The sequence below is a fragment of the Nigerium sp. genome (assembly GCF_039811905.1).
In the GTDB taxonomy this organism is placed as follows: Bacteria; Actinomycetota; Actinomycetes; order Propionibacteriales; family Propionibacteriaceae; genus Propioniciclava.
This window is the reverse complement of the sequence record NZ_JBDHZL010000001.1, coordinates 19283-40762: the sequence shown is the minus strand read 5'-3', so window position 1 is coordinate 40762 and position 21480 is coordinate 19283. Positions and strand designations below refer to the sequence as shown.

Annotated in this window: 11 protein-coding genes; 7 read left to right on the top strand and 4 right to left on the bottom strand. The window is 74.6% G+C overall.

Annotated features, from left to right (window positions below):
- Positions 1–9: 9 nt before the first annotated feature.
- Positions 10–2055, bottom strand: a complete 2046-nt coding sequence (locus WMJ97_RS00120) for an ATP-dependent DNA helicase UvrD2 (protein WP_347346920.1) — start codon at positions 2053–2055, stop codon at positions 10–12.
- 85 nt (positions 2056–2140) lie between these two features.
- Between WMJ97_RS00120 and WMJ97_RS00115 the strand changes: the two genes are divergently transcribed.
- From WMJ97_RS00115 to recD, 3 genes are read left to right on the top strand one after another with little or no spacing between them, the layout of a single operon-like run.
- Positions 2141–5191 (top strand): exodeoxyribonuclease V subunit gamma, encoded by a 3051-nt coding sequence (locus WMJ97_RS00115; RefSeq protein WP_347346919.1) that lies wholly within the window; start codon positions 2141–2143, stop codon positions 5189–5191.
- Positions 5188–8487, top strand: a complete 3300-nt coding sequence (locus WMJ97_RS00110; protein ID WP_347346918.1) for a UvrD-helicase domain-containing protein — start codon at positions 5188–5190, stop codon at positions 8485–8487. Before WMJ97_RS00115 ends, WMJ97_RS00110 begins: the two co-directional genes overlap by 4 nt.
- Entirely contained in the window at positions 8484–10166 is a 1683-nt protein-coding gene (recD, locus tag WMJ97_RS00105) for an exodeoxyribonuclease V subunit alpha (RefSeq protein ID WP_347346917.1), read from the top strand. The genes WMJ97_RS00110 and recD overlap by 4 nt, the downstream gene beginning before the upstream one ends.
- A 75-nt stretch (positions 10167–10241) precedes the next feature.
- Here recD and nudC read toward each other — a convergent pair whose 3' ends face one another.
- The 3 genes from nudC to WMJ97_RS00090 are packed head-to-tail and all read right to left on the bottom strand — an operon-like array spanning position 10242 to position 17408.
- Positions 10242–11120, bottom strand: a complete 879-nt coding sequence (nudC, locus tag WMJ97_RS00100) for an NAD(+) diphosphatase (RefSeq protein WP_347346916.1) — start codon at positions 11118–11120, stop codon at positions 10242–10244.
- Between the two features lie 10 nt (positions 11121–11130).
- Positions 11131–14286: an ATP-dependent DNA helicase gene (locus WMJ97_RS00095; RefSeq protein ID WP_347346915.1), complete on the bottom strand. Its 3156-nt coding sequence runs from the start codon at positions 14284–14286 to the stop codon at positions 11131–11133.
- The gene (locus tag WMJ97_RS00090; RefSeq protein WP_347346914.1) at positions 14283–17408 is read right to left on the bottom strand and encodes an ATP-dependent DNA helicase; all 3126 of its coding nucleotides are present in this window, start codon (positions 17406–17408) and stop codon (positions 14283–14285) included. Before WMJ97_RS00090 ends, WMJ97_RS00095 begins: the two co-directional genes overlap by 4 nt.
- A 193-nt stretch (positions 17409–17601) precedes the next feature.
- On the opposite strand from WMJ97_RS00090, the gene WMJ97_RS00085 reads away from it, so the two are divergent.
- The 4 genes from WMJ97_RS00085 to WMJ97_RS00070 all read left to right on the top strand — a co-directional run bounded on the left by WMJ97_RS00085 (position 17602) and on the right by WMJ97_RS00070 (position 21413).
- Positions 17602–17826: a DUF3107 domain-containing protein gene (locus WMJ97_RS00085; RefSeq protein ID WP_347346913.1), complete on the top strand. Its 225-nt coding sequence runs from the start codon at positions 17602–17604 to the stop codon at positions 17824–17826.
- Between the two features lie 186 nt (positions 17827–18012).
- Positions 18013–19602 carry a DEAD/DEAH box helicase gene (locus WMJ97_RS00080; RefSeq protein ID WP_347347037.1) on the top strand — a complete coding sequence of 530 codons (1590 nt, stop codon included), beginning with the start codon at positions 18013–18015 and terminating at the stop codon, positions 19600–19602.
- Positions 19603–19719: 117 nt separating this feature from the next.
- Positions 19720–20814 (top strand): S-(hydroxymethyl)mycothiol dehydrogenase, encoded by a 1095-nt coding sequence (locus tag WMJ97_RS00075; RefSeq protein WP_347346912.1) that lies wholly within the window; start codon positions 19720–19722, stop codon positions 20812–20814.
- Positions 20811–21413, top strand: a complete 603-nt coding sequence (locus WMJ97_RS00070; RefSeq protein WP_347346911.1) for an MBL fold metallo-hydrolase — start codon at positions 20811–20813, stop codon at positions 21411–21413. The genes WMJ97_RS00075 and WMJ97_RS00070 overlap by 4 nt, the downstream gene beginning before the upstream one ends.
- Positions 21414–21480 lie beyond the last annotated feature (67 nt).

The following is a 21480-nucleotide window of genomic DNA, read 5'->3' as shown; positions in this document are numbered from 1 at the left end:
GTGGGATCGTCAGCGGTGGCCGTCCAGCACGCCGAGCACCCCGGCGCCGTACCGTTCAAGCTTGGTGCGGCCGACCCCCGAGATCGTGCCCAGGCTGGCGACATCGGCCGGCATCGCTTCGGCGATCGCCATGAGCGTGGCGTCGGTGAACACCACGAAGGCGGGCGCGCCCTGCTCGTCCGCGCGTTCCTTCCGCCAGGCGCGAAGAGCCTCCCAGACGGCCTCGTCGTAGGTCGCCTCGCACTCGAGGTGGCGGCGCAGCTTGCGTTCGGCGCCGGTGGTCAGCCCCCGCCCGCAGACGCGGCAGGTGCTCTCGAGGGCCGATTTCGCTCCGCGGCGCTTCCCCCGCGCCCGCGTCGGCGCCTCGGGGACCGCGACCACCCCGTCGAGGAAGCGGCTCTGCGCGCGCCGCTGCCCCCCACCGTTGCGGGTCGTCGCCCACGAGACGCGCAGGTGCTCGCGCGCCCGGGTGATGCCGACGTAGAAGAGCCGACGCTCCTCGGCCACGGCCTCGGGCGTCTTGGCGAGCACGAAGGGCAGGCTGCCCTCGTGGACGCCGACGAGCGCGACGGCGTCCCACTCCAATCCCTTGGCCGCGTGGAGGGTCGACAGCGTCACGCCTTCCCCGGTCGGGGCATGCTGCACGCTGCGGCGGGCGTCGAGCTCGGCGACGAGGTCGGCCAGGCGGGCGTCCGGGTGGCCGGCGCCGAACGCCTCGCCGAGCGAGGCGAGCGCCGACCACGACTCCCAGCGTTCCCGCGCGCTGCCCTGGCCCTCGGGCGGCTCGGTGGTCCAGCCGAGCCCGGCGAGCACCGCCTCGAGCTGATCCCGCACGGGCTCGCCGCTGTCGGTCGCGTGCGCGAGCGCCCGCAGGGCCTGGCGCACCTCAGCGCGCTCGAAGAACCCCTCGCTGCCGCGCGTGACGAAGGGAACCCCGGCGTCCGTCAGCGCCGCCTCCAGCGGCGGCGATTGGGCGTGGACGCGGTAGAGCACGGCCATCTCGCGGTACGGCACCCCGCGGTCGCCGAGCGCGCGCAGCCACGCCGCGACGCCGGACGCCTCGGTGGGCTCGCTCCCGGCGGCGACGAACTCGGGCGGCGGTCCGGGGTCGCGCATCGCGCGCAGGGACACCGAGGGGCCGCGCCCGGCCATGACCTTGTTCGCGAGGTCGACCACCTGCGGCGTCGAGCGGTAGTCGCGCACGAGCTCGACCTTCGTGGCGCGTGGGTGCCGCGCGGTGAAGCCGGTGAGGAAGCGTGCCTGGGCGCCCGCGAAGGAGTGGATGGTCTGGGCGGGGTCGCCGACCACGCAGAGGTCGTCGCTGTCTCCGCGCCACAGGTCGAGCAGGGCCTCCTGGAGGGGACTGACGTCTTGATACTCGTCGACCACGAAGTGGCGGTAGGTGCGGCGCACCTCGCCGGCGACATCGGGGAAGTCGGAGAGCAGGGCGGCATCGCAGAGCAGAACGTCGTCGAAGTCGATGACGCCGCGGGCCTGCTTGGCCTGCTCGTAGCGGGTGAGCAGCCGGGCGATCGAGTCGGGGCTCTGGCCCGAGACGACGCGGCCCTGGGCGTCGGCGACCGCCGGGTAGTCCTCCGGGGAGACGTTGCTCACCTTCGCCCAACTGATCTCGCCCGCAACGTCGCGCAGCAGCCCCGGGTCGGGCGCGATGCGCTGGCGGCGGGCGGCCTCGGCCACGATCGAGAGGCGGTTCTCGGCGATGGGCGGCACCGGGGCGTTGTAGGCGCGCGGCCAGAAGTAGGTGAGCTGACGCAGCGCGGCGGAGTGGAAGGTGCGAGCCTGCACGCGGCCGACGCCGAGGGAGCGCAGGCGTCCGCGCAGCTCGCCGGCCGCCCGGGTGGTGAAGGTGAGCGCCAGCACGGCTCGCGGGTCGAACGCGCCCGTGGCCACGGCATACGCGATGCGATGGGTCATGGCGCGGGTCTTGCCCGTGCCCGCCCCGGCGAGCACCACGACCGGCCCGTCGAGCGCCGTCGCGACCCGGGCCTGCTCGGGGTCGAGCGCGGCGAGGATGCTCTCGGGTTCAGCCACCATTCCCCCCACTGTAGATCCGCGGCTCGGCGTGCCCGGGGAGTCCATGCCGAAACTGTCAGAGGGCGCCCCTAAGGTGGGCAGCACGATGGGAAAGACGGTGAAGCAGGCGGCGTCCGGGCTGGTGCTGCAGGTGGGCCCCGACGTCGGCGCACTGGGCGACCGGCTGGTCGCGGCGCTGGCCGCCGCCACGTCCGGCCCGTTCGAGGCGCCGCTGGTGCTCACGCCCGGCGCGGGCGTCCGGCGGTGGGTGAGCCAACACATCGCGCGGCGCAGCGATCCGGGCGGCGCCGGCATCTGCACCGGGGTCGCGTTCGAGGCGTCCGGGCGGCTACCGAACCTGTTGACGGGCTCCGATCCCGCCGACGACCCGTGGGCGCCCGAGCGGCTCGTGTGGCCGATCCTGTCGCTCGCGGACGCCGGGTCCGGGCCGCTCGAGCCGTTGACGAAGCACCTCGCCGCCAACGAGCAGCGCTACGCCAACGCGCTGCGGGTGGCCCGCCTGCTCGACCGGTACGCCCGTTACCGTCCGGCGCTGCTGGAAGCGTGGCTCGGCGGCGAGGGGGCCGACCTCGGCTACGACGCCTGGCAGCCCGCCCTCTGGCGCGCGCTTCATGAGGCGATCGACGCGCCCGACCCGGTGGAGCGCGCCGACAGGCTGCGACGGGGGCTGCTCGACGAGTCGGTGCCGGTCCCCTGGCCTGCCGTGATGCTCGTCCTCCCCCGGCACATCGCCCCCGGCGAGGTCGATCTGCTCGGCGCGCTCGCCCGGCGGGTTCCGGTCCATGCCTTCGTCTACCGGCCCGACCCACCCGTCGGCACGTTTCCGCTGCGGCAGCGCCTGGGGGGTCGGGCCGACGACGTCGTCGCGGCGCTCGAGCCGGTGGCCGACCGCGTCGAGCGCGTCGGCGTCCCCGGCCGGGTAGCGCAGGTCGAGGTGCACGCCAGCCACGGGCTCGATCGGCAGACCGAGGTGCTGCGCGAGGTCCTCGCGCGGCTGTTCGCCGACGACCCCACGCTGCAGCCGCGCGACGTGGTCGTGGCGACGCCGTCGGTCCCCGAGCTGGCACCGTTCGTGACCGCGGCGTTCACCGCCGTCGAGTCCGGGGGCGGCTGGCGACACCCGGGGTACCGGTTCCGGGTGCAGGTCGCGGCCCAGTCGGCGGCCGAGGTCAACCAGTTGCTGCACCTCGTGCGATCGGTCACCGAGCTCGGCCAGGCCCGCGGCACGGCCGGCGACCTGCTCGACTTCTGCACGCATCCCTTCGTCGCGCGTCAGTTCGGGTTCAGTGACGACGCGGTCGAGCGGCTGGAGGGCCTGGTGCCCCAGGCCGCGATCCGCTGGGGCGTGAACGGGGCCCATCGCGCCCAGTTCGGTCTGGGCAACCTGCGGCAGAACACGTGGGTCACCGGCGTGCAGCGGCTCATGCTCGGCGAGGCCCTGGCCGACAGCCAGGGGTCGGCCGTGGGGGTCATCAGCCCCGTCGACGACGTGGAATCCACCGACATCGCCCTGCTGGGCGGCTTCGCCGAACTCGTCAGCCGCCTCACCCGGCTGAGCACCGAGTGCCGGGTGCCGGCCACGGCGTCCGGGTGGGTCGAGCGGTTCCGCGCGATGGCGGAGCAGTTGGCCGACGTGCCGTTCGCCGAGTCGTGGCAGCTCGGCCAGCTCTGGTCGGTGCTGGAACGGCTGGAGCGCCGCGGCGCCCGCAGCGACGTGCTGCTCGGCCCCGCGGACGCGCTGGCCCTGCTCGACGCCGAGTTCGCGTCGCGGACGGCGAGGCCGGCCTTCGGGAACGGCTCGCTCGTGGTCTGCGGGTTGCCCGACCTCGCCCAGGTCCCTCATCGGGTCGTGTGCCTGGTGGGTCTCGACGACCGGCGTTTTCCGCGCCGCGACATCGCCGACGGCGACGACCTGCTCGCAGCGGACCCGCGTCCGGGCGACCCGAACCCCGGCGCCGACGACCGGCAGGCGCTGCTCGACGCCCTGGGGTCGGCGCGCGAGCGGCTCGTGGTGCTCTTCCAGGGTCGGTCGTCACACACGAACGAGGAGTACCCCGCGCCGTCGGGGCTGGTGGATCTGATGGAGGCCGTCGGCGCGCCTCGTATCAACGAGGCGCTGCAACCCTTCTCGCCGCGCTATTTCACCGGTGCACCGACGAGCTTCGACGTGGAGTCGCTGCGCGCAGCGCGCGCCCTCGCCGGCCCGCGCGAGAAGGCGCCCGGGCGGTTCGAGGTTGCTCCCCTGCCCTTGGCCGAGCCCGTGACCCATCTCGAGCTGGACGCGCTGGCCAGCTTCGCCTCCCACCCGGCCAAGTACTTCTGCCGGCAGCGCGCCCAGCTCACCTTCGGCGACGACGAGCAACTCGCCGACGCGATCCCGCTCGAGATCGACGGGTTGTCCCGCTGGAAGATCGGGTCACGCCTGCTCGACGAGCTGCTCGCCGGCGGGGAGCCGGCCGAGATCGAGCACCGCGAGCGGCTGCGCGGCGAGCTTCCGCCCGGGCTTCTCGGGTCGAGGGCGCTGGCGGAGGCGATGGAGGCGGCGCAGCGCGTGTATCGCAACGCGGCCCCGCTGCTCTCGGGATCGTCCGGGTTCGAGGCGATCGATCTGGACGCGGGCGGCGTCCGGCTGACCGGGCGGCTCACGCCGCGCGGCGACACGCTGGTTCAGCCCCAGTTCAGCAGGGTCGCCCCCGGGCACCTCGCGACCGCCTGGGTGTCGGCGCTGGCACTCGCCGCGTCCACGGGTCGACCGGCGCGGGCCACGTTGATCGACACCCGGTCGCGGCACACGCTGGAGGTGGCTTCCCCCGACTCGGCGCTCGAGCAGCTCACCACGCTCGGTCAGCTCGCGGTGCTGGGGCTGGAGGAGGTGCTGCCCATGCCCGCCCGGGTGTGCGAGTTCTGGGCGCGTGCCCGGCGGGAGGGGCGCGACCCGTTCGAGGGATACGATCTCCGCGACGCATGGCGGAACGAGACGACGTACGACGACGTCTGGCGGCACTTCTTCCCGCGCGGCACCGACCCGTGGGGGGCGTCCGTCACGGGCGAGCCGTGGGCGCAGCGCGGCGAGAAGACGCGCCTCGGGTCACTGGCGATGCTCGTGTGGGCGCCGATCTTGGAGGCCCAGGCATGAACCCGTTCGACCTGACCGACCCGCTTCCGCGCGGCACGACGGTGCTCGAGGCCAGCGCCGGCACGGGCAAGACCTACGCGATCGCGGCGCTGACGGCCCGCTACCTGGCCGAAGGACGAGCGACCATCGGCGACCTCCTGTTGGTCACCTTCAGCCGCGCCGCCACCGCCGAGCTACGCGGGCGCGTCCGCGAACGCATCAAGGACGCGGCGGGGATGCTCCGGGCGGCTGCCGACGGCGTCCCTGCTCGCACCGACGACCCGGTCGACCGGGCGCTGCTGGGGGACGGGTCGGACGCGGCCGAGCGGGCCGCGCGGCTGGAGGACGCCTTCCGCAACTTCGACGCCGCCACGATCATGACGACCCACGAGTTCTGCCACGGCATGATCCACGGGCTGGGGATTCTTGCCGAGCAGGAGCCACAGAGCACGCTGGTGGAGGATCTGTCCGGCCTGGTCGACGAGGTCTCGGCCGACCTGTACCTGCAGCGCTACGCCGAGGCGCCCCGGCCGCCGTTCCCCTACGGCGAGGCGCGCAACACCGTGTCTGCTCGAGCCCTGGCGCGCGACGCCGTCGAGTTCGACGGCGAGATCGGGCCCGGCGGTCTGGGCGGCGTCGCCGGCGAGCGGGTGGCTTTCGCGCTCGCCGTGCGTGACGAGATGGCGGTCCGCAAGAAGCGCCACCGCGTGTTCTCGTTCGATGACCAACTCCGCCGGCTCCGCGCGGCGCTGTACGACCCCGAGACCGGCACGCGAGCGCGCGCGAAGCTCGCCGCGCGCTTCCCGGTCGTGCTCATCGACGAGTTCCAAGACACCGACCCCGTGCAGTGGCAGATCGTGCAGGCGGCGTTCGACCGCCCTGCGGATGAGGGCGATTCCGGCCACGCGCTGGTGCTCATCGGCGATCCGAAGCAGGCGATCTACGCCTTCCGAGGGGCCGACGTGCACGCGTACGCGGCGGCGGTCGACGCGGCGTCCGCGCGCACCACGCTGGGGGTGAACTTCCGCTCCGACCCGGGCGTCGTCGCGGGCGTGGGGGCGCTCTTCCGTGGGGTGGCCCTGGGCAGCCGCATCGGCGTCCCCCCGGTGGCCGCGGACCGCACGGAGCCCCGGCTCACCGCCCGGCCGGGCACCCCGTGGGCCGCCGGCGTCCAGGTGCGCGCGATCACCAACGACGCCCCGCTGTGGCCGTCGACGGCGAACGCACGCATCGCCTCCGACCTGGTGGGCGTGGTGACGACCCTGCTGGCCGAGGGGTCGCCGCTGGGGCACGGCGAGGCGGCGTTGCGTCCGGGAGACATCGCGGTGCTGGTCCGGTCGAACTATCGCGGGCGGGATCTGGCGGAGGCCCTCGCCGCAGCGGGCGTCGCGGCCACCTTCAGCGGCACGCGCAGTGTCTTCGACACCGACGAAGCCGGCGACTGGGCGACGCTCTTGGCCGCGCTCGACCAGCCGAGGCGTCCGTACCTGCAGCGGGCGGTGCTCACCGACTTCATGGGTGGCACGCTGACCGACCTCGCGCGGGCCACCGACGACGACTGGGCGCGCTGGTCCGTCCGCCTGCGGTCGTGGGCGGCCGCCCTGCATCGAGGAGGCGTTCCGGCCCTGATGGCGGCGATCGAACGGGAGACGGCGATGACGCAGCGGCTGCTCCGGCGCGCGCACGGCGAGCGGGCGGTCACCGACCACCGCCACCTCGCGGAATTGCTGCACGGGCGCGGACACGGGCGCCCGGCGCACGCGCGTGAACTCGCCGACTGGCTGAGGTCGGCGATCGACGAGGCCGCCGACGCCGAACGGACGCGGCGGCTCGAAACCGACGACGCGGCGGTGCAGGTCATGACGATCCATCGCGCGAAGGGCCTGCAATTCCCGGTGGTGCTGCTGCCGGAGGCGTCCTCGGAGCGCGATCGCGACGACGACGACGGCGGACGCCTGCTGCTGCCGGCCCGCGAGGGTCGCCGGCTGGATGTCGGCGGGTCAGGCACCCCGGGCCGCGAACAGCGCTGGAAGCAGGTGCGCGAGGACGCGGCCGACGAGTCGCTCCGGGCCCTGTACGTGGGCCTGACGAGGGCGGAGTCGCACGTGGTGGCCTGGTGGGCGCACGCCAAGGGGGTCGCGGCGTCCCCGTTGCACCGGCTGCTGCACGCGCGCCACGACCCCGGCGCGCCCGCCCGCCCCGACCTGCACTACCCGCCCCGGAAGCTGGCCGCGCACGGCTCCCCCACCGAGCTGACGTGGCTCGCCGAGGCGGGCATCTCCGTGGTCGAGGTCACCGATCCGCAGCCGCGGCGCGTGGTGGCCGCCGCGGAGGCGTCCCCCCTGTCGGTGCGCCCCTTCGACCGCGAGATCGACGGCCAGTGGCGGCGCACCTCGTACTCGGGGCTGACCGCCGACGCGCACGCCCTGCCGCCGGAGGCCGGCCTCATCGCCGACGAAGAGCCCACGGAGGTCGCCGTCGAGCCCGATCCGGCGCTCGCGCGCCCCTCCCCGATGGCCACCCTGCCCAGCGGGCCCGCGTTCGGCACGCTGGTGCACGCGATCTACGAGCGGCTGGACGCCCGCGGCCCCGCGTGGCGCGACGCGTTGAACGACGTCGTCGCCGACGAGGTGCCGCGCTGGCCCGTCGCGGGGGTGGAGGCCCCCGCCCTCGCCGAGGCGCTCGCCCCCAGCCTCGAGACACCGCTCGGGCCGCTCGCCGAGGGGACGACGCTGCGCTCGTTCGGCCCGGGGACGCGGCTCACCGAACTGGATTTCGAGTTCCCGCTCGACAACCCCGCGGCCAGCCTCGCCGACCTCGCGCGCCTCATCGCCCGGGCGCTCCCGCCCGGCGACCCGCTGGAGCCGTACCCGCCGCGGCTGGCGGGGCCCGCGTTGACGACCCAACGGCTGCACGGCTTCCTGACCGGCTCGATCGACGCCGTGCTGCGGCTGCCCTCGGGGGCGCACCTCGTGGTCGACTACAAGACCAACCGCCTCGGCGCAGTCGACTCCCCGCCCGAGGAACTGACCCTCGGCCACTACACCCCGCCCGCGCTGGCGGAGGCGATGATGGCGAGCCATTACCCCTTGCAGGCGCTGCTCTACTCGGTGGCCCTGCACCGGTTCCTGGGTCTCCGGCTGCCCGGGTACGACCCCGAACGGCACCTCGGCGGCGTGGCGTACCTGTTCGTGCGGGGCATGGCGGGGCCGGGGACCCCGCTGGTGGGCGACGACCCGCTCGGCGTCTTCTCCTGGCGGCCGTCGGCCGGGCTGGTCCGCGACGTGTCTGAGCTTCTGGCCGGAGGTGCCCCGTGACCGAATCCGTCCACGACGTCGCCGTGAGCGCCGACGGGCTGTTGCGCGCGTTCAGCGAGTACGGCGTCCTGACGTGGGGCGACGTGCATCCGGCGCAGCACGTGTCGTTTCTGTACGGAGAGACCGACGACCGCGTCCGGCTGGCGCTGGCTCTCACGATGCGCGCGCTGCGCGCCGGGTCGCTGTGCGTCGATCTCGCCGAGGTGGCCAGCGAGGGCGTGGCCGACGCCGACGGGGTCTCCGAGGTGCCGCCCGAGGCGTGGCCCGAGGCGTCCGGGTGGTTGGACGCCGTCGGCGCGAGCCCCTGCGTGGCCGTGGGGGCTGACGCACCGGCTCGCCCGTTCCGCCTGGTGAACGGCCTGTTGTACGCCGAGCGCTACCACGCCGACCAGGACTCGGTGCGCCGTCACCTCGTCGACCGCCTCGACCGGATCGACATCGTGGCCGGCGGTCCGGGCACCGGCAAGACCTACCGCATCGGGCGCCTGGTGGCCGACCAATTCGCCCAGGCGGCGTCCGGGGGGCGGCTGCCCCTGATCGCGCTCGCGGCGCCGACCGGCAAGGCCGCCGCGCGCGTGACCGAGTCGCTGCGCGGGCATCCCGACATCGCCGCGATCCTGAGCGGCGAGACGCCCGGCGTCTCCGACGCGGCGCGTGCCGCCGTCGGCCGCCTCGCGGCGTCGACGATCCATCGGCTGCTGGGCCACGTCCCGGGGCGACGCACCCGGTTCCGCCACCACGCCCACCACCCGCTGCCGCACGACCTCGTGATCGTCGACGAGATGTCGATGGTGTCGATGAGCCTCATGGCCCGCCTGGTCGAGGCGCTCAAGCCGACCGCACGGCTGGTCCTGGTGGGTGACCCCGACCAGCTGTCGTCCGTCGATGCGGGGTCGGTGCTCGCCGACCTGACGCGAGGCGCACGGACGGCGTCGCGCGTCCAGCTGCTCACCACCCAGCACCGCTACTCGGGCGACCTGTCCGCCCTCGCGGCGGCGATCCGGGAGGGGCGGGCCGACGACGCGGTGGCCCTGCTCGAGTCATCGGCGGACGTCCGGCTGCTCGGCGAGGAGGAGGCGCTCCCCCTGCTGCGCGAGCGCTGCGTCCGGCAGGGTGAGGCGCTGCTCGGCGCGGCGTCCGCGGGGGACGCCCCGGCCGCCCTGGCCGCCCTCGGCACCCATCGGCTGCTGGCCGGCCACCGGCACGGGGACTACGGCGTCACGCATTGGACGAGCGTCGTGCAGGGCTGGCTGCTGGACGACGTGCCCGGGTTCGCGCTCGACTCCGAGTTCTACCTCGGCCGGCCCGTCATGGTGACGGCGAACCTCCCCGACCTCGGCCTGTTCAACGGCGACACGGGGGTCATCGTGGCCGGGCCGGACGGCGTCCGGGTGGCCGCGTTCGACGCGGTCGGGCACCCGACGCTGTCGCCGTACGTGCTGACGGAGCTGGCGTCCGTGCACGCGATGACCGTGCACAAGTCGCAGGGCAGCCAGTTCGACACCGTCAGCCTCGTGCTGCCGCCGGCCGACTCGCCGCTGCTGACGCGCGAGCTGCTGTACACGGCCGTGACGCGAGCGAAGCGGGAGGTGCTCGTGGTGGGCACGCCCGAAGCCGTGCGCCGGGCCGTGGAGCACGAGGCGCGCCGCACGAGCGGCCTCGCCGCGGCGCTGTCGTAGTCACGCCCCGCCCTCAGCGGCCGAGGCGCGCACGCGCGACCGGGGACGCCTCAGCCAGGGCCCAGGGGGCCGGGCCTACATCTCCCCGGGCGCTCCCTGGACGGTGAGCCGTCCGTCGCGCCAGGCGCCGATGAGCCGGGAGGCGATCGAGAGCTTGAGGGGCAGCACCAGACGCCCGTCGGCCACCTGCTCGGCGACCTCGTCGACGGTGTAGAAGTTGGCCCACTCGATCTCGTCGCCGTCGACGTGCACGTCGTCCGTCAGCGCCTCGGCGACGAAGCCCAGCATCAGCGACCGCGGGAACGGCCACGGCTGGCTGCCGACGTACCTCACGACGCCCAGCTCGATGCTCGCCTCCTCGCGCACCTCGCGGCGCACCGCCTGCTCCAGCGACTCCCCCGCGCTCACGAACCCGGCCAGGATCGAGACGCGTCGTTCGTCCCACCCCGCGTGGTGGCCGAGCAGCAGGCGTCCGGCGGGGTCGAGGATCGCGACGATGACCGCCGGATCGGTCCGCGGGAACCGGTCGCGCTCGCAGTGCGGGCAGTACCGGACGTCGCCGCCGTGCCGCACGATCGTCGGCCCCCCGCACACCCCGCAGTAGGGCGCGACGAGGTGCCAGTTCACGAGGGCGAGGGCGGTGGCGGCGAGATCGTTGCCCGTATCGTCCAGATGCGCGCCGAGCGCCCGCAGGGACGCCGTCGCCCCCGGCTCCTCGGACAGCTGCGCGAAGTGCGGGACGCCGTCGACCAGGCCCAGCAGCAGGTGCCGCTGCTCGTCGTAGGGCTCCCGCGGGTCGCGCCACGCGAGCCCGGTGCCGGCGGCGTCGCAGGCGAGGTTGCCGTCGAGGTCGACATCGAGCACGACCCCGCCGGCCCACACCTCGCGCACCCACGCGGGGTCTCGCTGTTCCTCCACCCGATCCAGCCGGCTGGTCGGCGCCCACAGATCCATGACCGTCAGGCTAACGCGGGCCGGCGAGGCGCTCCACGAGGCGCTCCAGTTGCGGACGCCCGAGCAGCCCCCGCGGACGAATCACCTCGTCACGCTGCACGTCGTAGAACACCGCGTCGACGTCGGCCACATCCAGCCCCGCGATCTCGGCCCACGCGACCCGATAGACGGCAAGCTGCAGCGGGTTCGCCCGGCGCGCCGCGCCGGTCTTCCAATCCACCACCTGGACGCCCCCGGCGTCGGTGTACACGGCGTCGATCCGCCCGCGGATCACCTGCCCGCCGAGCACCAGCGCGAACGGAACCTCGACCTCGTCCGGCGTCCGGTCGGCGTACTGCCCGGCCTGGAAGCGGTCGATCAGCGTCGCGAGGGGCACGTCGGGCACCTCGTCGGTCTCGGCGGGCAGCAACGTCGGCTCGGACGCCAGCCGCCGCTCGAGCCAGGCGTGGAAGCCCTCCCCGACCCGCGTCTCGCGGCGCGGCGGCACGGGCATGGGCCGGGCCAGCGCCTCGGCGTAGGCGTCGGCGTCGGCGTCCAGCGCCAGCAGGGCGGTCGTCGACAGGTACGGCGGCAGCCCGGACGCCCGCCCCCGCCGCCGCACCGCCTTCGCCTCCGGGACGAGCTGGTCGATCGCCGCGTCCCACTCCGCGGCGACGGCGGCGTCGTCGAGGCCCACGAGGCGGTCGTCGGGGTACCCGCCCGACCGCCCCCGGGCCCGGGCCCGCTCGACCTGCGCCGCGGCCGCGGCGCGCAGCTCGGCGGCCGCGGCGTCCAGCCGGGCGGGCCAGGCGAGGGTGGCCGCACCCCCGAGGAGCGGGTTCGTGGCGGATGGCTCGTCGGTGTGCACCCGCTCGCCCACCTCGTCGAGCACCCGCAGGTACGGCGACGGCAGGCGCGGGTTCTTCAACCCTGGGTACCACGTGTGCGTCGTGGCGACCAGATGCCGGCGTGCCCGCGTGACCGCCACGTAGGCGAGGCGATCGTCCCCGCGCCGCAGCTCGCGCTTGAGCGCCTCGTCGTAGGTCTTCGTCGCCGCGTGCGTGACGTCGGCGAGCTGGGGCACCGACGCCGCGTCCCCCCGCAGGTCGGCGGGGATCACCCCGGGATTCTTCAGCCAGTTGTCGGTGACCCGGTTGCTCGGGAACACCGTGTCGGCCAGGGCGGGCAGGAACACCAGCTCCCACTCCAGGCCCTTGGCGCGGTGGATGGTGAGCAGCTTCACCGAGTTCGCCTCGCTGACGACGGCCTGCTCGAGCCCGACGCCGTGCTCCTCCTCCGCCTGGAGGTACGCGAGCAGGCCCGCCAGCGACCCGTCGCCGTCGACATCGGTGTAGGAGGACACGGCCGCGACGAAGGCGTCCAGTTGGCGGGTGCCCTCGGGGCCGCGCAGCGCCAGTTCGACCTCCAGCCCGAGCGTCGAGATCACGCGCCTGACCAAATCGGTCACCGGCTCGCCCACGTGCCGGCGCAGCGCCCGCAGCTCGGCGGCGCAGGCGGCGATGCGCTCGGCTCCGGCCCTCGTGTAGCCCTCGCCGGGATCCTCCAGCGCTTCTGCGAGGCTCACGACGGACGCCGCCTCGGTCTGCGCGAGCGTCGCCGCGACCTTGGCCTCGAAGTCGTCGCCGCGCTCCACGCCCGCCAGCTCGGACGCCCGCCGCCCGAGCGTCGCCAGGTCGGCGGGCCCCAGCACCCACCGCGGGCCCGTGAGCACCCGGACGACGTCGGGGTTCGCCGTCACGTCGCCCAGCACCCGCAACACGGCGACGACGTCGGCCACCTCGGGCACGGTGAGCAGCCCGTCGAGGCCCACGATCTCCACGGGCACGCCCCGCAGCACCAGCTCGGAGTACACCCCGCGGATGTTCGCGTTGCGCCGGCTGAGCACCGCAATGTCGGACCAGCGCTTCACCTCCCCGGACGCCTGCGCGGCGACGATGCGGTCCACCGTCCAGCCGATCTCGTCGGGCCACGTGTCGAACGCGGCGGTCACGATGTCGCCGGGCGGCGTCCCCTCGGGTGCGACGAGGTCGCTGTCGAGCCCGTCCCACGCGAGGTCGGGGTCGTCGCGCAGGGGCAGCGAGAGGCGGTTCGCCGCGTCCAGAATCGTCTGGCCGCTGCGCCGGTTGACCGTGAGGGCGTACGCCGGAGCCGGACGCCCGTCCGCCCGCGGAAAGGCCTCCGCGAACGTGATGATGTTGGACGGCGCCGCCCCACGCCAGCCGTAGATGGCCTGGCAGGGGTCGCCGACGGCGGTCACCGGATGCCCGCGGCCGCTCTCGGGCTGCTCCCCCGAGAACAGCGCCCGCAGCAGCTCCGCCTGGGCGCTCGACGTGTCTTGGTATTCGTCCAGCAGCACCACGGCGAACTGCTCGCGCACGGCCCGCGGTACCTCGGGCACCTCGCGGGCCAGCCGGGCCGCGACCGCCATCTGGTCGGCGAACTCCACCGAGCCGAGCTCGCGTTTGAGGCGCTGGTAGCCCTCGACGAGCCCGGTGAGTTCGCGGCGCTCGCGCGCCTTGGCGGCGGCGGCCTTGAGCGTGGCGTAGACGTCTTTGGTCCGTGTGCGCGGGGACGCCTCCACCTCGGCCAGGAACTCGTCGGTCTGCGCGCGCACCGCCTCGGGGTCGGCCAGGTGGGACGCCAGATCCCCGTCCAGCCGCAGCACCTGCTCGGTCACCGAGTCGGGGCGCAGCCGCGCGATCGACTCGAACGGACCCGGCGCCGCCGCGACCACGCGGGACGCCAGCCGGAAGCGGGCCGCCCCCGTGATCATCCGCGCGTCGCCCTCGACCCCCAGCCGCAGGCCGTGGTCGGCGACGAGACGGGCGGCGAAGGCGTCGTAGGTCATCACGAGCTGCTCGCCGGCGTCGTCGGCCCCCTCCAGGTCGAGCGCCCCCGAGCGCAACAGCGCCCCCCGGACGCGGGCCGACAGCTCGGCCGCGGCCTTCCGCGTGAACGTGAGGCCGAGCACCTGCTCGGGGCGCACCGCCCCGGTGCCCACCAGCCAGACCACGCGCGCCGCCATCACGGTCGTCTTCCCTGAGCCCGCGCCGGCGATGATGACCCCGGGTTCCAGCGGCGCGGTGATCGCGGCCAACTGCTGCTCGGAGAAGTCGATGCCGAGCGCCTCCGACACATCCCCGCCGACCCGCAGCCGCCGCGTCATGCGATCACCTGCGCCGACTTCGCCGGGCAACTGGACGCGAACGCGCAGAACCGGCACGCGTCGCCCGGCGTCGCGTCGAACCGCCCCTCGGTCAGGATGCGCCGCGCGGACGCCAGCCGGTGGTGCACCCAGGTCGGGTACGCCAGCTCGTCGGGGTCGTCGCTCAGATGCGGCTGCTCGCGCAGCGACGGCTGCCCGAGCACCTTCGGGTAGCCGGTGTCGTCGCCGTGCCGCAGGTACACCAGGGCGCCCCCCGCCGACCCGGCTGCCCCCGGCGCGACCTCGCCGAACGCCCCCGCCTCGATCGCGACCTGGTACAGGCCCACCTGGTCCTGCGAGGCGGCCTCGGCCTTCGTCGGCAGCGACCGCGACGACTTGAAGTCGACGACCCGCAGCCCCCCGGACGCCTCCCGCTCCAGCCGGTCCACCGACCCCCGGACGACCACGGGCTCGCCGTCGACCTCCACCGTCGCCGAGAACGGCACTTCCACCCCCAGCACCTCCGCGTAGTCGTGCGCCCCCTGCCAGACCATGAATCGCTCCACGGCCGCCTCGGCCTCGACCCGCTCCGACGCCGAGAACCAGGGCGCCGGGAACGGGATGTCGCTCCAGACCCGGTCGAGGTACTCCAGAGCCTGCTCGCGGTCGAGCCCGTCGGCGAGCGCGTGCTCGGCCAGCGCGTGGATCACCGACCCCAGCAGCGCCCCCGAGCCGCGCGGCGGGTCGGCCTTCGCCTCGCGCGAGAGGAAGTACTGCCGCGGGCACGCCAACACGGACGCCAGTTGGCTCGGCGAGAGCACCAGCCGGTCCCCCAGCCGCACCGCCACGTCCCCCGTCAGCGGACGCATGCCCCACCACCGCGCCGGGTCGGCCTCGGGCGCCAGCGGACGCCCATCGTCGTCGGCCTCGTCGGCCAGCCGCGCCAGCCGGACGGCCGCCGCCTCGCGCAGCTCAGGCGTCGCCTCGGGGTTCTGCGCGGTCGCGCGCAGCGACGCGACGAGCGCGCGCAACGTGTGCAACCGCACGGGCGCCACGGTGACGTGCCGCGCCGGGACCCCCAGCTCACCCAGGAACCTCGACGGCTGGTCGGCCTCGCCCTCGGTGCCCGCGACCGCGGTGACCAGCAGCCGCTCGGACGCCCGCGTCGCCGCGAGCAGGAACAGTCGCCGCTCGTTGGCGACGAGCTCGCGCGTCTCGACCCCCGCGCCCAGCCCGGCGTTCGTGAGTCGCTGCGGGTCGAACAGCGAGCCTCGCCGCGTGACGTCGGGCCACACCCCCTCTTGCGCCCCGGCGAGGACGACCATCCGCCACTGCTGCCCCTTCGCGCGGTGCGCGGTCAGGATGCGCACGCCCCGCCCGCTCACGGACGCCTCCCGCTGCACGTCGGCCGGGATCTGCTGGGCCGCCACCTCCGCCAGGAATGCGCGGATGCCCGCCTGCCCGGGCGGCGCCTGCGACTCGGCGGCCAGCGAGAAGAGGGCGACGACGGCGTCCAAGTCGCGGTGGGCCCGCGGCGCGGCGTCGCCGCCGCGCAGCGCCGCCGCCTTGAGCGCGTCGGGCCAGCCGACCCCGCTCCATAAGCGCCACAGCACCTCGTCGGGGCGCAGCCCCTTCTCGGCGGCGGCCAGCCCGGACGCCAGCGCGTCGCGCCGGCCGCCCACCATCTCGTACAGCTCCGCGACCCCCGCGTCGCCCGGCGGCGCTTCGGGCAGCTCGGACGCCCCGCTCAGCACCCGCGCGATCAGGTCCCCCGAGGGCACGCCCCGCACCTCGCCCGCATCGGACGCCGCCCGCAGCGCCCGCCCGAGCCGCCGCATGCCGACGGCGTCGAGGCCGCCCCACCCGGACGTCAGCAGCCGGTGCGCCTCGTCGGCGTCGCACACCCCGCCCCGGCCCACGATCTGCAGGCCCAGCAGCAGCGGCCGGACGGCCAGCTCGGACGCCAGCCCCACCTCGTCGCCCGCCACCTCGACCGGGATGCCGGCGTCGGTGAGCGCACGCGACAGCCCCGCCAACTGGCCGCGCCCCGAGCGCACCAGCACCGCCATGTCGGCCCAGGGCACCCCGCCGTCGAGGTGCGCGGACCGCAACTCGCCGGCGATGTAGTGGGCCTGGGCGGCCTCGTCGGGGAACGTGCACACGCTCACCCCACCCCCGGACGCCGCCGGCGCGGCCCCGCGCATCGCGACCATCGCCCCCGCGTCGACCGCCGCGGTGCCCAGGCGGGCCGCCACCCGACCGGACGCCGCCGCGAGCGCCGGCCCCTGCCGGAACCCCGCGTCCAACACCACCGTCTCCGCCCCGAACAGCTCCGCGAACGCGGCCGCGGCCCGCGGGTGCGCCCCGCGGAAGCGGAAGATCGCCGTGTCGGGGTCGGCGAACCCGATCGCCTGCCCCCCGTCGGGCACCAGCGCCCGCACGAGCGCGAGCTGGGCCGGGTCGAGCTCGGCCAACTCGTCGACGTAGACCGCCCCGTACCGGCGCCGCACGACCTCGAGTACGCCGGGGCGTTCGAGCAGGAGGCGGGCCCGATGCACGAGTTCCGCGTAATCCAACGTGCCCTCCGCGTCGAGGACGTCGAGGTACTCCTCCATGAACTCCCCCAGCGCCACCCAGCCCGGCTCGCCGGCCCGCGCCCCGGCCTCCGCCACGTCGAGCGGGTCGAGCCCGAGCTGCCGGGCCCGCGCCAGCGCGGCCCGCACCTGCGCCGCGAACGCCCGCGTGCCCGCCGCCGCCCGCAGCTCCTCGGGCCAGAGCCGCGCCCCGCGCCCGGCCAGCAGCTCCCGGATGCGAAACTCCTGCTCGGGCGCCGTCAGCAGCCGCGGCAGCGGCTCGCCGGCATCGCCCCAGTGCTCGAGCAGCGCGAGGCAGAACGAGTGCAGCGTCATCACCGCGGGCTGCCGCGACGTGCGCCCGGACGACCGGATCACCCGGTCGCGCACCTCGCTGGACGCCTGCCGCGACAGGCACAACACGAGCGCCTCGGGCTCGCCGGCGCGCAGGCGGGACGCCACCTTCTCGACGACCAACGCCGTCTTGCCCGTGCCCGCCGCCCCCAGCACGAGCAGGGCGCCGGCCTCGTGGGCCAGCACCGCGCGCTGCGCCTCGCTCCATTCCGTCACGGTCGCCATCCCATCACAGGGCTCCGACAGTTTCGGCGGGGCGGCCGGGCGGGTCCGCCCACGGCGAACGCGCGCCCGTCGGGGCCGGGCTCCCGGTCCCCGACGTCTAGGCTGGGCGACGTCCATCGAGGCGGAGCCATCCGCGAAGCAGCGGCGGCGTGCCCGCGCCGCCCCGCGTCCCACAGGAGTGTCCATGGAAGTCAAGGTCGGAATCCAGAACGTCGCCCGCGAGGTCGTCGTCGAGACGAACGACACCGCCGCCGACGTCGAGAAGAACCTGCGGGACGCGCTGGCGAACGCCGCCGTCTTCGCGCTCTCCGACGAGAAGGGCCGCTCGGTGCTCATCCCGGCCGCGCACATCGCGTACGTCGATCTGGGCTCCGAGCACGCGCGTCCGGTGGGCTTCGGCGCGGTCTAGTCGGGTCCGCGCGGGGCCGCCCGTGGCTGCCCCGGGCGACGCGGCGTCCCCGAGATTGGGCGTGACCTAGTCGGACGGGCTAAACTCGGTCGAGCGCACACCATCGTGCGCCCTCGGTCGTGCCCCATGAAGGCGCGCGCGATCGGGCGTCCGCGCCGGGGAGCCGGCGAAAAGTAGTGAGGCACGATCCTGTCAGAGAACAACCTGCCCCCGGCAGAACCCAGCAAGACCTTCGCCGATCTCGGGGTGCGCCCCGAGATCGTCCAGGCGCTCGATCAGGTGGGCATCACGTCCCCGTTCCCGATCCAGGCCCTGTCGATCCCGATCGCGCTGGAGGGCACCGACATGATCGGGCAGGCCCGCACCGGCACGGGGAAGACGCTCGCGTTCGGCATCACGCTGCTCCAGCGCATCGACGTCCCGAGTGATCCCGGCTACGCCGAGCTCACCGCCCCGGGCAAGCCGCAGGCGCTCGTCATGACGCCCACGCGCGAGCTCGCCCTCCAGATCACCGAAGACCTGCGGACGGCCTCGACCGTCCGGCAGGCCCGCATCCTGACCGTCTACGGCGGCGTCGGCTACGAGCCGCAGTTGGACGCCCTCGCCGAGGGCGTCGACGTGGTCGTCGGCACCCCCGGACGCCTGCTGGACCTGGTGAACCGCCGCGACCTCGACCTCAGCCACGTCCGGGTGCTCGTGCTCGACGAGGCCGACGAGATGCTCGACATGGGCTTCCTGCCCGACGTCGAGCGGCTGATCGGGAAGACGCCGTCGTCCCGGCAGACGCTGCTGTTCTCGGCGACGATGCCGGCCGCGATCGTCGGCCTGGCGCGCATGCACCTGAACCAGCCGGTGAACATCCGCGCCGAGTCGCAGGACGCGAAGATGACCGTCCCCGACACGACGCAGTTCATCTACCAGGCGCACGACCTCGACAAGCCGGAGATCGTCGCCCGCATCCTGCAGGCCGAGGGCGCCGGCAAGATGATGGTCTTCACGCGCACCAAGCGCGCGGCCCAGCGGCTCGCCGACGACCTCGAGGAGCGCGGCTTCAGCGCCACCTCCATCCACGGCGACCTGTCGCAGGCGCTGCGCGAGAAGGCGCTCAAGCGATTCCGCGACGACAAGGTGCAATGCCTCGTCGCGACCGACGTCGCCGCCCGCGGCATCGACGTCGCCGACATCACCCACGTCGTGAACTATGAGTGCCCTGACGACGAGAAGACGTACGTGCACCGCATCGGCCGCACGGGCCGCGCGGGCGCGAAGGGCATCGCGGTCACGCTGGTCGACTGGTCCGACGTGACCCGCTGGAAGGTCATCAACAAGGCCCTGCAGCAGGATTTCGACACCCCCGTCGAGACCTACTCCACCTCCCCGCACCTGTTCACCGACCTCGGCATCCCCGAGGGCACGCGGGGCCGGCTGAAGGATCCGGCCCCCGTCGAGCGCAAGGAGCGCAAGGAGCGCGAACGCAAGCGCGAGCCGCGTCCCGCGTCGAACCGGCAGCGCCGTCGCCTGCGCAACGGTCAACCGCAGGACGCCGACGGCGTCCGGTCGGCCGAGAAGCCCAAGAAATCCGAGGAGTCCGATCAGGGCGGCCCGGAGGACACGCACGACGGGTCGGGCGAGGCGTCCGGCACGCGCGAGCACGGCGACGGCTCGGGCGAGGGCCACAAGCGTCGCCGTCGCCGCCGTGGCGGCCGCGGGCGCTCGCACCGCTCGGAGACGCACGAGGGTTCCGCGCCCGCCGAGTCTCCGGCGACCGAGGGCTGACAAGCCCGGACGCCGGCCGTGCGGCCGTCGTCACGGGCGTCCGCGCCCACGGACATCGGCGACCCGCCGCGCCCTCCGCGTTTGACTGGCGCGCCCGCTCCGGACAGGATCGGACGTATGCATCAGGTCCAAGGAGTGATCGCGCGCGCCCAGGGCGCGCCCGTGGAGGTCGTGACCGTCAACGTGCCCGATCCGGGCCCGGGTGAGGCGCTCGTGCGCGTGCAGGCGTGCGGGGTCTGCCACACAGACTTCCACTACCGCGAGGGCGGCATCGGCGACGACTACCCGTACCTGCTCGGCCACGAGGCGGCGGGCGTCGTGGAGTCCGTCGGCCAGGGCGTCACGGAGGTTTCGCCCGGCGACTACGTCGTTCTGAACTGGCGCGCCGTCTGCGGCGAGTGCCGGGCCTGCCGCCGCGGCGAGCCCTGGTACTGCTTCGCCACGCACAACGCGACCCAGCGCATGACCCTGGTCGACGGCACGGAGCTCTCCCCCGCGCTCGGCATCGGCGCGTTCCAGGAGCTGACGCTGGTGGCCGCCGGGCAGTGCACGCCGGTGAATCCGGACGCCCGCCCGGCCGTCGCCGGGCTCCTCGGCTGCGGCGTGATGGCCGGGCTCGGCGCCGCGCTCAACACCGCCGCGATCCAGCGCGGCGAGTCCGTCGCGGTCATCGGCTGCGGCGGGGTGGGCGCGGCCGCCATCGCGGGCGCGCGGCTGGCGGGCGCGACGACGATCGTCGCGGTCGACGTCGACGAGCGCAAGCTCGCGTGGGCGTCCGAGCTGGGCGCGACGCACACGGTCGACAGCCGGGTGCAGGACGCTGTGGAGGCGGTCAAGTCGCTCACGGACGGCTTCGGCGCCGACGTCGTGATCGACGCGGTGGGCCGCCCCGAGACCTACAAGCAGGCGTTCTACGCCCGCGATCTGGCGGGCCGGGTCGTGCTCGTGGGCGTCCCCACGCCCGAGATGACCCTCGAGCTGCCGCTGCTGGACGTGTTCAGCCACGGTGGCTCGCTCAAGTCCTCCTGGTACGGCGACTGCCTGCCGACCAGGGATTTCCCGATGCTGATCGACCTGTACCTGCAGGGCCGGCTGCCGCTGGACGCCTTCGTCACCGAGGAGATCGGCCCCGGTGACATCGAGGACGCCTTCGCGAAGATGGGCCGCGGCGAGGTGCTGCGGTCGGTCGTGGTGTTCGGGGAGGAGTCGTGAACGCCCGCGTCGACCACGCCGTCACGTCGGGCACGTTCAGCCTCGACGGGGAGACGTTCGACGTCGACAACAACGTCTGGGTGATCGGCGACGACGACGCCTGCTACGTCGTCGACGCCCCGCACGACGTCGACGCGATTCTGGACGCCGTCGGCGGACGCCGCGTCCTCGCGGTGCTCTGCACCCACGGGCACGACGACCACGTGAGGTACGCGCCCGAGCTGGGCCGGCGGGTGGACGCGCCGGTGCTCCTCCATCCCGACGACCTGCCGGTCTGGCGGCTCACGCACGACGCCGACCCCGACGGTCCCCTCGCGGACGGCCAGACGTTCGAGGTGGGCGGCACGACGCTGACCGTGCTGCACACGCCCGGCCACAGCCCCGGCTCGGTGTGTCTGGTCGCGCCCGACCTGGGGGCCGTGTTCACGGGCGACACGCTGTTCGAGGGCGGTCCCGGCGCCACCGGACGCAGCTTCAGCAGCCACGACGTCATCGTCGCCTCGATCAGCAAGCGGCTCTTCGCCCTGCCCGACGACACGGTCGTCCACACCGGCCACGGGCCCGACACGACGATCGGCGCGGAGAAGGGGAACGTCTAAGAGCCGAACGCACGAGAGCGGACGCCGGCGGCGTCCGCTCTCGTGTCTGGCGATCGTCGGGCGCGCG

Coding starts and splice junctions, on each gene's coding strand:
- WMJ97_RS00075 (WP_347346912.1), top strand. CDS start 19,720: ATGCATCAGGTCCAAGGAGTGATCGCGCGCGCCCAGGGCGCGCCCGTG.
- WMJ97_RS00110 (WP_347346918.1), top strand. CDS start 5,188: ATGAACCCGTTCGACCTGACCGACCCGCTTCCGCGCGGCACGACGGTG.
- WMJ97_RS00115 (WP_347346919.1), top strand. CDS start 2,141: ATGGGAAAGACGGTGAAGCAGGCGGCGTCCGGGCTGGTGCTGCAGGTG.
- WMJ97_RS00085 (WP_347346913.1), top strand. CDS start 17,602: ATGGAAGTCAAGGTCGGAATCCAGAACGTCGCCCGCGAGGTCGTCGTC.
- WMJ97_RS00120 (WP_347346920.1), bottom strand. CDS start 2,055: ATGGTGGCTGAACCCGAGAGCATCCTCGCCGCGCTCGACCCCGAGCAG.
- nudC (WP_347346916.1), bottom strand. CDS start 11,120: ATGGATCTGTGGGCGCCGACCAGCCGGCTGGATCGGGTGGAGGAACAG.
- WMJ97_RS00095 (WP_347346915.1), bottom strand. CDS start 14,286: ATGACGCGGCGGCTGCGGGTCGGCGGGGATGTGTCGGAGGCGCTCGGC.